We start from the raw sequence: 11,498 nt of genomic DNA, 5'->3' as shown, positions 1-11,498 counted from the left end.
TTCCGAAACTAAACGAAACTCGTAATGCTCTAAATATCTCAGCCCGCCATGAATCAGTTTTGAACTCGCAGAAGAGGTCGCACCGGCAAAGTCTTGAGCCTCATATAGCCCAACCTTTAACCCACGGCCTGCTGCATCCGCAGCGATGCCCGCACCATTGATTCCGCCACCAATGACGATAACGTCCAATGGTTCATGGGGGGAGTGTGTCAACAAGCTTGCGTCCATAAATTCTCTCCAAAATGCTCATTCGCTCATTATTGTGTTCATTTAATCACGAAAAAACAGGTTCGAATAGATATAAAATGAAAAAAGTTTGAATGTCATCCAATCAGACTATCGAACGAATGAAAAAAAACCTCGGCTGAGCCGAGGTCCTAAAACTTTTCATCAATGCGTGGCGTTTATTTTCGGGCGAGTTTTTGATGGGCTCTTGAGAAGTGATCCGCACAGAATGCGCCGACAATGGAAAGCTCACCCGCCAGGCAAAGTGCGGCGGCCATTTCAGCGAGCGCTTTTGCGTGGCCCGCACCATACAGCCCGAGAATTTCCAAGCAGGCTCTTTGGCTCGGCAGGCCAGTCCCACCGCCAACGGTACCCACCATCAAGTTTGGCAGTGTGACGCTAGCATAGAGGTCGCCTTGTGAGTTGACTTCCATTCGAGTCATTCCGATGGCGGATTCAGCGACGCAGGCTGCATCTTGACCACATGCGATGTACAAAGCCGCCAGCGCATTCGCATAGTGCGCATTGACGCCAATACTGCCAGACAACGCAGCGCCAGTTGTGGTGACTTGTCCAAAGCGAGCCATTTTTTCCGGCGTCGTATGCAAGTAGCGCTCAACCAACGCGCGTTTTATCGTGACTTCTGCGGTCACTTTTTTGCCTCGTACATGGCGTAGAGTGTAGTTATTGGCTTTTTTATCGCCTGACAAATTGCCGTCGAGAAAAGCTTCTTTGGGTTCTATGGGGGTGGTCTTAAGGATGTGGTGATAAACCTCATTGGTCGCGATAGTCACCATGTTTTGCCCACTCGCGTCGCCCGTGTGGTATTCAAACACCAAGTAGACGTGGTTCCCCTCAATATTGACATTGATATCATGCAACTTACCGTGAGAGGTCGTGGTCTCGGCAATGTGTTTGAACTGTTCATATTGGGTGGTGACCCAAGCGACAAACTGGCCCGCCTCAGCCAGTGTTTCAAATACAAACACCGGCGTGCGTGTAACGCCTTCGTTGAGCAGCATTGCGCTGGCCCCGCCCGCCTTAGTGATCAACTGAGCGCCCCGGTTGTATGACGCGACAAGAGCGGCTTCGGTGGTCGCCAGTGGAACCAAATAGTCGTCTTGTGCGTGTAGGCCGTTTACCCGCAACGGGCCGGCGATGCCTACCGGGACTTTTACCGTGCCGATGAAGTGCTCGATATTGCGGTCAAAAATGGCACAATTTTGCTCAGTCTGATCATCAAGCAACAATGAGCGGTCGGTGAGCGCCGAGAGTGTTTTCCACCGTTGGTTTAGCGCTTTCTCGGAGATGTAAGGGCTCGGCGTCAATCGGCGTGACGGTTTTCCTTCTCGAGGCGCAAGTTGTGAAGTTAAGTCATACTCCTCATCTTGCGTCTGGAAAGGCGTGTAGGTGTTCGGGGCGGCGTGATTCATTTTGGGCATAGTGATAAACGTACAAAAATAGTGATAAACGTACAAAAATAGTGATAAACGTACAAAAAGTGTTAGGCATTCTAACGGGGTGAGGTTTGAACTCAACACCGAATCAAGAAGCAGCGAAACAGGATTGAGGAAAATGGGCAACTGGCTGCGCGAGTTGGTTTTGGGACAAGGTCTTACACATGGATATCTAATAAGGTTCCAATCATATCTTGATCGCGTTGAATGACATTTGTACCGATTTTGCTGTATTGCTCCGCTTGTGTCAGCTCGGCGAGCGGCTGGATGTGGTCAATTACCGGTACTTTAAATTCGACCTTATTGAAATCGAGGGATTTGTCTTTAAGTGGGATCGGGGCATTGGTCTGGTTGTTGATCTCGAGCGCAGCCTCTTCAGCCATGCGAGATGACTGGTCGATGATATGATAGCCAGATTGTATTGCTGAAACAGACATAAGCGCCTCCACTTACTCTAAGCTTAAGGTGTCTGCCTGCATTGAGCAAGTTTGATTACGAAAAGAGGCTTGTGATCATATCTAGCTCATCATCTGAGATAATCGATTCACTAGGATGATCCAATTTGGCGTTGATATCACCAAGAAGTGCGCGTAACTGCTGAGGTGATAGGCTCTGCAGCTGCGTGCGGATAATCTCAAATTGTTGTGGTGACATATTATTAACCCCACTTAGCATCATGTGCTCAAGTTCAGTTGTGAAAGAGATGTCTCCGTTCATCGTCTTACGCCTGTGCGAAAATTCATACAAATCGTAAGGGATTGTGCTGTTTTTTTGTCCGAGTTTTGTCAGGAAAAGTGAGATGACAGCAATTTCATGACTCTGTATTAGTGGGGCTTATCACTCTTACGCTGAATTTATTAGCCAGTGAATGCAACTCAGGAATCATTCGATAGATAAGGTGCAGCTGTTGCAACACGAGACGCACCGAATTGTCGTCTTCTTCACGCCACTCACTTAGCCTAGAGGTAATCGTCGGATCTTCCGCAATCACAAAGTCTTCAGCGTAAGGTTTACGATTTAAACGCATGCGCAGCAGTTCAAGATGCTGGTGAATCAGCCGGTGGGTATCCAGAATCAATACATGCGTTTGTTCGTTGTCGATGCGGGTACGGTGCGCGCCTAACGCTGAGACATAACTCAGCAGCGCATGGTTTAAGGTTAAAAAGCGGAAACTCTCATCTACGGCGCTTCGATAGCGCCCAGGCTCTGCGAGCATGGTCGATATGGCGGCAGTGAGGTTCGCGTCACTATTGTGCGCCGCTCGTCGAGCGATTCGGTAGGCCAGATTGTCTTTTTTACCCACGCGATATTGGCCAATGATTTGGGCTAAATATGCTTGATTCGCAGCGATAGCTTCGGCCATCACGGTGTGCAATCGTTTAGACTGCCAATCCGGGAGAATATACGCCACCGCGCCAACGGCCAGTAAGCAGCCTATGATCGTATCCGCGAGACGAGGAAGCACCACCGAGTAGCCTTCTCCTAGTTGGTTGAAGCTAAACAGAACTAAAACGGTAATAAAGCCTGTTGCGTAGCCATAATTCGCCAAACGAAAGGCAAAGAAGGCGACACCCGATGCGACAATCAGCACCAACTGACTCTCTTGTGAGGGGAAAAAACTCAGCAGTGGCACACCAACCAAAAGACCAGCAATGGTACCGACCACACGGCCAATCAGTTTTTGTCGAGTCGTGCTGTAGTTGGGTTGGCAAACGAACAAGGTGGTGAGCAAAATCCAGTAGCCATGGTCAATATCAAACGCTTGGATGATGCCGTAACCTACCGTTAATGACAGAGACAGGCGTAGCGCATGGCGAAACAGAATCGAGTCACTGTTGAGGTTGGATTGTACCCGCTGCCACATCGATTTGAGCGTGTGCGCTTCGGTGTCATCCAATTCATCCTCTTCGGGTTTTGTGGTGTCTGGGTTGCTGACGTTGGCGAGCAGTTTTTCCACCATGGCTAAGTTGTTAAACAAGTAACCAAGCTGCGCTAGCAGAGGTTTCCATGTGGGGTGATTTTGCGCTTGGAGGTGCGCCAATGAGTTTTGCAGTTCATCCAGTGCGATGACTGAATCCGTATCGTGTTGATACGCTTTGCCAGTCATGATGGCTTGACTGATGCGCTGACATGCCTGTTTTTGCGTGTCAATAAGGTGTTTGAAACGAAACAAAATATCGGAACGCTCAAAGTGTTGCGCTAATTCTTGGTAACGATAGTGGCTCGAACTTAACCGCTCATGGATATCTTGCGCAATAAAGTAGATATTAAGAAAACGGTCGCTGGCGCTGTCCACATGGCCACGTTTTGAGCGGCTGAGCAGCGTCGATTTGCACTGATTGAGCGCAGTGACGGTCGCCGCATTGCGTTTGGCCTCTTCGATACGCATCGGTTGTGGATTCAAATTGGTCACTGGGTGAAACAATTGGCTTTTCAGATCCAGGTAATGGCTGAGTTGATAAAAAACGGTAGATAAACTTTGTTGTACCGGTTGCAACGGCCAAATTGCAAACCAAACCATAGAAACCAGGAAATACCAACTCGCACCAGTAAGCAGTAATATCGGTTGGAACCAACTGTCACCACTTTGGTCAATGCCGAGCATGGTGTAGATAGCGATCAATAACGAGCCAAAGGCGATACTTGCGTAGCGACTACCGATTGCGCCAAGCATGATAAAGCCAAATGTCGAGGTGAACAGACCCAGAGCGAACAGCCAAGGCGTATCAAACAACAGCTCTATCGAGAAGGTGGCGATCGCGAAACAGATCAAAGTGAGTGTGATCGACTTTAACCGCCCAACAAAGCTATTGTCGGTTTCAGCCAGCGCCGCCGCGATGATACCAAGAATCAGTGGGACTAATAGCGTCTGCTGCTGCCAATACCAGGCAGGCACTACCGCGCCAAGCAGCGTGATTAAAATCAGTAAACTGTTATTAAACGTTCGGTTCACCCACAGGAGGCGAAGTTGGTGCAAATAGGGCACGGGCGTCTCTTCTTGGTTAGCTTTGGGGTAAACATTACCACCGACTCTATGGTAACTAACTGATCGAGGTAATGAAATAGGTCTGTTCGATGCGCAAATGACCCGCCCAGCCCTTGACTTATGTAGTAAGGTTCTGAAAAGTAGGGGCATCGCATTAACGTTTAGAGTTTGCGAGTTGATTATTGACGCCAAGGAACCTTGTGACATGCAGTTAAGTGCATCCCCATCCGCTACATTTTTTACTCAAAACGAATACCACCACGTCGAACTGGGCGAGCAGGAGTTGATTCTACGATCCGAAACGAAAGAAACACGGGTGCCTTTTCGTGTTTGGGATGGGCGAGTCAAAGTCAAAACGGGGATTGTATGGAGTGGGCTTGAGTTTTACAGCCACATTGATGGCGGTAAAGAGCGTCGTTGGATTGTTCAGGGCCTTAGCCCTAAAGCGTGTCGGCAATTCGCGCTGCACGCGGTGGCCAGTTATGAGCAGTGGCACGCCACTCAGTGCCAGCAGCTCAACCAGTATGTGCCAGAGTGGGAAGAGGCAATCGATCGTCAATTGCGTCGACCTACGTTCTTAAGGCAGTCGATGTTAGCTGCGTGGAATACGAAAGTGATGGACGATTTAGCATGCATGCGCATGACACTCGAAGAAGCTGAGTTGCGGATGCCAAAGCGCTTAGCGCCACTGCTACCGTGGATTGAAGAGACACAAACGTCACTCCAAGCGCGCAATCATCAATGGATGGAAACCGAACTTGAGAATTGGGAGGTACTGTTTTCACGTATCGAGTCATCGCCGCTTAACCTCTCTCAACGCCAAGCGGTGCTACTCAATGATGACAATAACCTAATTTTAGCCGGCGCGGGTTCGGGTAAAACCAGTGTATTGACGGCGCGAGTGGCCTACTTGCTGCAAAGTCATTTGGCGCAAGCCGATCAGATTTTAATGCTGGCGTTTGGTAAAGACGCCGCGAGCGAAATGAAACAGCGCCTTGAGAGTAAAATTGGTCTGAGCGCTGAAGGGGTGGAAGTCAGCACATTTCATAGTCTAGGACTGAAGATATTAAATGATGTTGAATCCAGTCGCGTTGAGATTTGTCCCGTTGCGGTGGACGATAAGTTGCGTCACGGATGGTGTGTCGACTGGTTGAAAAAGCACTGGATGACGCCGACCAACTTTAAGCGTTGGCAAAAACATTTGGTCAAGTGGCCCATCGCCTATTTGGCCGGGGATGATGAGTTAGGCAGTCATGTTGAAAACCCTAAACTCATCGCATGGCTAGAGAAACAGTTGAGTCAATTGGCTGCAATGGGTGTATCGAAGAAAGAGCTGCAGCAGCGATTGGTTGAGCACCCTGACTACACTCGTTTAAATAGCGAACTCTCTTTGGTGTGGCCTTGTTATCAAGCTTGGCAGCAGATGCTGAAAGAGCAGCAGCAAGTTGACTTCAATATTATGATTTCAAGAGCCGTCGACTATGTGAAGAAGGGCAAATTCCGCGCGCCTTGGAAATACATCATGGTGGATGAGTATCAGGATGTCTCTCCCGCACGTCTTGCTTTGATTGAAGCGCTGTGTACGCAAGTTGAACCCCATGAAGAGGAAGATGGCTGCGCGTTATTTGCCGTTGGCGACGATTGGCAATCCATCTATCAATTTGCTGGATCTGATGTTTCGTTGACGACAGGGTTTAGTGAACGCTTCCAACATGCGACCATTCACTACCTCGACACCACATACCGTTTTAACAATCAGTTGGGCGCGGTTGCCAATCGATTTGTGCAGCAAAATCCACAGCAGTTGCAAAAATCACTCAATAGCCACAAACAACAAAAGAGCAAAGCGGTGACATTGGCACCTGCAGGTCAAGTGGAAAAAATCCTTGATCAACTGGATCGTAACGCCAAGCAAACAACCCAAGTGATGTTACTCGCCCGAAATCACTATCATCGCCCTGAACTGCTCGACGATTGGCAGAAACGGTTTCGACAATTGTCGATAGAATTTATGACATGTCACGCGAGCAAAGGACGTGAAGCCGACTTTGTGATTATATTAAATGTGGATGAAGGGCAGTTTCCAGCTCGAGTTAAAGCGCTCCATTTGGATGGCGCCTTGACACAATCACAAGAAAGCTACCCGTTTGCAGAAGAACGGAGACTGTTCTACGTCGCGCTTACACGCGCAAAGAAAAAGGTTTGGGTAACCTTCAACGGCAGTGGTTCGAGTTTTGTCAAAGAGCTGCTTGAAGAGGATTACCCGGTCAGTATTGTGAAATAGCACCGCGAGGAGTGGCCGATGGAATTTTGTATTGCGCTCACCACCACCAACAGTCAAGCGCTCACTGAGCGAATCATAGATGCGTTACTTAAAGAAAGGCTTGCCGCTTGTATTCAAACCATGCCCATTGAGAGTCACTATGTCTGGCAAGAGCAAGTGTGTCGTGACAACGAAACCTTACTGGTGATCAAAACGACGCAGAGCGACTACGTTGAAGTTGAACAAAAGGTGGTGGAGTTGCACGATTACGATACCCCGCAAGTCGTGCAAGTGCCCATTGTCGATGGTTTCAACCCTTATCTCAGTTGGCTTGAGGCAAACACTCGTCGTTGAACGGCCATCAGAGCGAGTGCGCTTAACGCGCCCAAGGTGTCCATCAGCATGTCTTTTTGCGCATCCCATATATCACCTTGGGAACCGAGAAAGGCGATGCCCTCATCGCCACCCGCTAATTCAGCGTACCACCACTCAATGATTTCATAGCCCGCTGCCAGCGACATCATTGAGAATAAGGCAAAACACGCAGACAGCCCCCACGGTAGCTTGCGTTTTCTCATCAGGTATTCCGCTATCGGATAGGCGTAAAGGCCGATAGAGAAATGGGCAACGCGATCAAAGTGATTTCTCTCTGAGCCAATGAGTTGGTTGAACCAGTCAAAGGGGACCTCAGCAAACGTATATTTTGCACCAATCGTGTGTAATACCAGCCAGACGAACATCAGAATGTAGGCCGTATGGCTAAATACGTAGCGCTGGGATAACCACCAAATAATCGCCAGTATTGCCACGGCAGGCACAATTTCAGCCAACCAAACGTGAATTGAACTTGGGTTAACAACAGAAAATAGAAACACTGCACTGTAGATTGCAGTGAGAAACTTCAGGGTTTTTAGGTGTGTTGTACGCATGTGTGTTGTACGCATAGTCGCTTACTGTTTGATTGATATGCTACTGTTTTACCATTAAATAAAACGCTGTTCAATTGTGACTTTCACTCTGCCGATCTCGCTTTATGTTGAAATTCCGCTTTGCTGCACACTCTTCGTGCAAACACTTACGTTACCTGTAGTCAACATTTGATTTACCTATAGGAGGCACATAGAATCGAGTCAAATTCTAATAACGAGTAAAGAAAGCATGAAACTGGATACCGTTGATTACCTTGCTGACGATGCCGCAGAGCAATTTGTTCAATCCTTGAGAGAGACCGGCTTTGGTGTGTTAAAAAACCACCCAATTCCGCAAGAGTTGGTCGAGTCAATTTACGAAAATTGGTACCAATTTTTTACCTCAGAGCGCAAAAATGATTTCCACTTTAACGTCGAAACGCAAGATGGTTATTTCCCGCCTAGTGTCTCAGAGGTCGCGAAAGGTCATACAGTAAAAGACATTAAAGAGTATTTTCACGTCTATCCTTGGGGGCAGGTTCCTGAGGAGCTCAAAGCACAAATTCTTGATTACTACCAGCGTGCAGACAGATTTGCCCAAGAGTTGCTCGGCTGGGTTGAAGCTCATGCGCCGAAAGAGGTACAGGAGAAATTCTCGATTGCGCTTTCTGAGATGATCAATGGTAGCCAGAAAACCTTGCTACGCATTCTGCATTACCCCCCAATGACGGGCGATGAAGAGCCTGGCGCCATTCGCGCAGCGGCCCATGAAGACATTAACTTGTTGACCGTATTGCCCGCCGCCAACGAACCGGGCTTGCAAGTGAAAAGTAAAGAGGGTGACTGGATCGATGTGCCTTGCGATTTTGGCAACCTCATCATCAATATTGGTGATATGTTACAAGAAGCATCCGGTGGCTATTTCCCATCGACCACGCATCGCGTCATTAATCCAACCGGCGCTCGCCAAGAGCACTCACGCATTTCACTGCCGCTCTTTTTGCACCCCAAGCCTGAGGTTGTGCTGTCAGAGCGTTACACCGCCGACAGCTACTTGATGGAACGCCTACGTGAGTTAGGGGTTATCTAACCCTATCAAGCGCATGACAATAGAGTCGCCTTTGGTGGCTCTTTTTTCGCACAGAATAACAGTTGTTATCTGTTTTACTCGACAAATGGTTGAGGATCCATTTAAGTAAAAGAAAAACGGTGAAGGATCCTATGGGTAATCAGCAAGCACTCGCGACGTCGTTTCAGCAATACATGGAAAACCCTCTGCTTTGGCCAATCCTCGAAGTGCTACGCAAAAAGCCGTCGGGGTGGAAGGTTCACACCTTAGCAGCTCATCTTGGTGAACTCGGTTATATGCCTGAGTTGGATCCTTTGCCAGAAAAAGATCTGTTTAAACGCAATTTCTTGATGATGAACGCCCTGTACCAACTGCAAGAGACGCTTTACCCAGATAATTGGCTGCAAGTCCAGGCGATGAATATTGTGCTTTTACCGACGCTACAAAGTCATGGTTTTGCGATTGATACCGATGATCCTTTGCGAGATTACTACACCCAGTGGTCCAATTATGAAGCAGAAGAGGGCGAAGTGAAGCGTCTGCTGAATGAATTTTGGAGTCGCTATCAGAGGTTTCTTGGGGGCAATCATCATGAAGATATGGACCGCCGCAAAGCACTGTCACTATTTGAACTGCCTCAAGAGGCGACACAGACAGAGATACGAAAAACGTGGCGTAAGTTGGCGCTGAAGTGGCACCCTGATAGAGAGAATGGCAACAGCGAACGATTCCGAGTACTGTGTGAAGCGTGGAATGTACTTCGCCAGTAAAAAGGGATTCTAAGCAGCCAAACCGTAGACAGCAAACCAAGCGGCTGCTGTCCATGTTGTGACCGCGTCACATATTCAACGTTTTATTGACCTTTAAACTGCGATTTGCGCATGCGGTTTAGCGCGGCCATGACGTCCAACACTCGCGGTTTGGCAAGGTCACCTTGATTGGGCATAGTGTGATGCCACTGGTCATTGAGCATTTGTGCCACGTCTTTAGCAGGGTTGGCAGACCAACCAGGACGCTGAGCCAACTGAAACCACAACCAGCCAATCGCGTTCACTTCTGAGCTCGATTCCAACTGTTCAAGAGCCGAAAGGTCGGTAAACTCTTTGCCAAAACGCAGTGAATCGACGCCTTTCGCCGCAACGCGAAACTTGCCGTCTGCCAATACCGCTTGCAAAGCAGAGCAATTCAATTTTCGAGGACGGAAAGTAGCGAGCGCTGATTCGGCTTCATTTTGACGCGTGGTTGGGTGCTCTTGCGTAACAAGTTTCGCTTTTTCGGTCACGTCGATGGCTTGGTAATCGTGCATTTGAATCACGGTATCCGCCACATCTAGGTAATCGCCTGAACCCCCCATAACAACTATGGTTGAGATGTCCAATTCATCACGTAACTGGCCAATGCGATCGACCAAGGGCGTGATCGGTTCATCACCTTTTGCGACCAAAGCCTGCATGCGCTCGTCACGAATCATGAAGTTGGTGGCTGAGGTATCTTCATCAATCAGCATTGCTTTAACGCCAGATTCAATAGATTCTTGTAACCATGCTGCTTGAGAGGTCGAACCAGACGCGTCTTGGGTTGAGAAATGAGCCGTATCTTTGCCCATCGGCAAGTGGTTGATGTAGTTTGACAGGTTCAAGTCATGCACGCAGCGCCCGTCTTCGGCGCGGATTTTCATCGCTTCGCTGCTGGTGACGACCCATTCTCTGCCATCGCCGGCAATGTGGTTGTAAATAGAGCGTTCGATAGCGCTCAGTAGCGTCGATTTGCCATGAAAGCCGCCACCAACGATCAATGTAATGCCAGCCGGAATGCCCATACCTGACACCGCACCGTGATGAGGGGTATGGAACGTTACTTCAAGCGACGGCGGCGAGACAAACGCGACCGCTTCTTTCATTGGCAAGTCAGTGTTACCGGCCAAACGCGGCAGCACGGCGCCATTACCAATAAAGGCGACTAAGCCACGCTCATCCAACTGATCTCGAATCGCTTGTTGATCTTCCACACCTTGGCAATGTGCAATCAGAGCGGCTTTATCTAACTCGCGCTCAATCGTGGCACGACGGATAAATTTAGGTAGGTGAAAGGTGAGGAGGTTAAGCGCTTTTTTGCCAAGGACACTGCGTCCTTCTGCGGGTAAATTAACCCGAAAACGCAGCTCTATGCCTTCGTCAGTAAACATCACCGCAGTGGAATCCATCACAGTTTGACCCGTTAGGGCGATGCTGATGAGGTTTTCTTGTTTTGCCAGTTGAGCAAAGGTGCGGGCGATAAAGTCGCGTGCCGCAATTTGATAGACAGCAGATTGCTCACGTAGCCAGTCTAAGCCGGTCAACGACCAAGGGCGGAGTGCGCGCACTCGTGATGCTGACGCATGCGGGTCGGCTTGAACGTAGTCGATGTGAAAGGTGTAATCGCCAAAGTCGTATTGACCTTTGATTTGCTGATAAGCGCGATAGTTCTGCTTTTCGATTTTTTTAAGGGTGGCGGTTAACTGATCCATGACTGGCTCACTATAGAATTTTGAAAGCGTGGATTATAGAAACCTGTCGGCGCAGAGTAAAGGTAAACTACCGACGAATAAGGT

The 11,498-nt window shown here is 48.7% G+C and carries 11 protein-coding genes; 4 read left to right on the top strand and 7 right to left on the bottom strand.

The features are described 5' to 3' along the window. The 5 genes from AC6R1O_RS08110 to yccS all read right to left on the bottom strand — a co-directional run. Positions 1 to 228 (bottom strand): FAD-dependent oxidoreductase (locus AC6R1O_RS08110; RefSeq protein ID WP_500656822.1); only part of this gene is annotated, 228 nt, incomplete at its 3' end. A 176-nt stretch (positions 229 to 404) separates the two neighbouring features. Beyond that, positions 405 to 1,667 (bottom strand): hydroxymethylglutaryl-CoA reductase, encoded by a 1,263-nt coding sequence (locus tag AC6R1O_RS08105; RefSeq protein ID WP_500628301.1) that lies wholly within the window; start codon positions 1,665 to 1,667, stop codon positions 405 to 407. A gap of 173 nt (positions 1,668 to 1,840) precedes the next feature. Next, positions 1,841 to 2,119 (bottom strand): hypothetical protein, encoded by a 279-nt coding sequence (locus AC6R1O_RS08100; RefSeq protein ID WP_500656821.1) that lies wholly within the window; start codon positions 2,117 to 2,119, stop codon positions 1,841 to 1,843. Between the two features lie 55 nt (positions 2,120 to 2,174). After that, positions 2,175 to 2,399 carry a hypothetical protein gene (locus AC6R1O_RS08095; protein WP_334551826.1) on the bottom strand — a complete coding sequence of 75 codons (225 nt, stop codon included), beginning with the start codon at positions 2,397 to 2,399 and terminating at the stop codon, positions 2,175 to 2,177. A gap of 94 nt (positions 2,400 to 2,493) precedes the next feature. Further along, positions 2,494 to 4,668, bottom strand: coding sequence for a YccS family putative transporter (gene yccS, locus AC6R1O_RS08090; protein ID WP_500656820.1), 2,175 nt, complete (start codon positions 4,666 to 4,668; stop codon positions 2,494 to 2,496). Between the two features lie 205 nt (positions 4,669 to 4,873). On the opposite strand from yccS, the gene helD reads away from it, so the two are divergent. Together helD and cutA are read left to right on the top strand one after the other, a co-directional pair. Further along, positions 4,874 to 6,952, top strand: a complete 2,079-nt coding sequence (gene helD / locus AC6R1O_RS08085; RefSeq protein ID WP_500656819.1) for a DNA helicase IV — start codon at positions 4,874 to 4,876, stop codon at positions 6,950 to 6,952. 18 nt (positions 6,953 to 6,970) lie between these two features. After that, on the top strand, positions 6,971 to 7,285 hold the full coding sequence (gene cutA, locus AC6R1O_RS08080) for a divalent-cation tolerance protein CutA (protein ID WP_500656818.1): 315 nt from the start codon (positions 6,971 to 6,973) through the stop codon (positions 7,283 to 7,285). On the opposite strand, the gene AC6R1O_RS08075 is transcribed toward cutA, so the two are convergent. Beyond that, on the bottom strand, positions 7,249 to 7,860 hold the full coding sequence (locus AC6R1O_RS08075) for a DUF2238 domain-containing protein (RefSeq protein WP_500656823.1): 612 nt from the start codon (positions 7,858 to 7,860) through the stop codon (positions 7,249 to 7,251). The two genes, cutA and AC6R1O_RS08075, sit on opposite strands and share 37 nt — an antisense overlap. A gap of 229 nt (positions 7,861 to 8,089) precedes the next feature. On the opposite strand from AC6R1O_RS08075, the gene AC6R1O_RS08070 reads away from it, so the two are divergent. Both AC6R1O_RS08070 and AC6R1O_RS08065 read left to right on the top strand, forming a co-directional pair. After that, complete coding sequence (locus AC6R1O_RS08070; RefSeq protein ID WP_500656817.1) at positions 8,090 to 8,929, top strand: isopenicillin N synthase family dioxygenase; 840 nt, start codon at positions 8,090 to 8,092, stop codon at positions 8,927 to 8,929. Positions 8,930 to 9,060: 131 nt separating this feature from the next. After that, a complete protein-coding gene (locus AC6R1O_RS08065; protein WP_334552201.1) occupies positions 9,061 to 9,678 on the top strand; it encodes a DNA-J related domain-containing protein in 618 nt (205 codons plus the stop codon). 83 nt (positions 9,679 to 9,761) lie between these two features. Here the strand turns inward: AC6R1O_RS08065 and AC6R1O_RS08060 are convergent, their stop codons facing one another. Next, positions 9,762 to 11,414, bottom strand: coding sequence for a P-loop domain-containing protein (locus AC6R1O_RS08060; protein ID WP_500656816.1), 1,653 nt, complete (start codon positions 11,412 to 11,414; stop codon positions 9,762 to 9,764). Between the last annotated feature and the right edge of the window lie 84 nt (positions 11,415 to 11,498).

It is taken from the genome of Vibrio sp. R11-SG3-ISO3-SZ (assembly GCF_059834345.1).
The sequence above is the reverse complement of the archived record's forward strand: the minus strand, read 5'-3'. Positions and strand labels throughout refer to the sequence as shown.

What these genes read in the sequence shown, in the direction of transcription:
- AC6R1O_RS08105 (WP_500628301.1), bottom strand. Translation starts at nt 1,667, where the DNA reads ATGCCCAAAATGAATCACGCCGCCCCGAACACCTACACGCCTTTCCAG.
- AC6R1O_RS08100 (WP_500656821.1), bottom strand. Translation starts at nt 2,119, where the DNA reads ATGTCTGTTTCAGCAATACAATCTGGCTATCATATCATCGACCAGTCA.
- AC6R1O_RS08095 (WP_334551826.1), bottom strand. Translation starts at nt 2,399, where the DNA reads ATGAACGGAGACATCTCTTTCACAACTGAACTTGAGCACATGATGCTA.
- helD (WP_500656819.1), top strand. Translation starts at nt 4,874, where the DNA reads ATGCAGTTAAGTGCATCCCCATCCGCTACATTTTTTACTCAAAACGAA.
- cutA (WP_500656818.1), top strand. Translation starts at nt 6,971, where the DNA reads ATGGAATTTTGTATTGCGCTCACCACCACCAACAGTCAAGCGCTCACT.
- AC6R1O_RS08075 (WP_500656823.1), bottom strand. Translation starts at nt 7,860, where the DNA reads ATGCGTACAACACACCTAAAAACCCTGAAGTTTCTCACTGCAATCTAC.
- AC6R1O_RS08070 (WP_500656817.1), top strand. Translation starts at nt 8,090, where the DNA reads ATGAAACTGGATACCGTTGATTACCTTGCTGACGATGCCGCAGAGCAA.
- AC6R1O_RS08065 (WP_334552201.1), top strand. Translation starts at nt 9,061, where the DNA reads ATGGGTAATCAGCAAGCACTCGCGACGTCGTTTCAGCAATACATGGAA.
- AC6R1O_RS08060 (WP_500656816.1), bottom strand. Translation starts at nt 11,414, where the DNA reads ATGGATCAGTTAACCGCCACCCTTAAAAAAATCGAAAAGCAGAACTAT.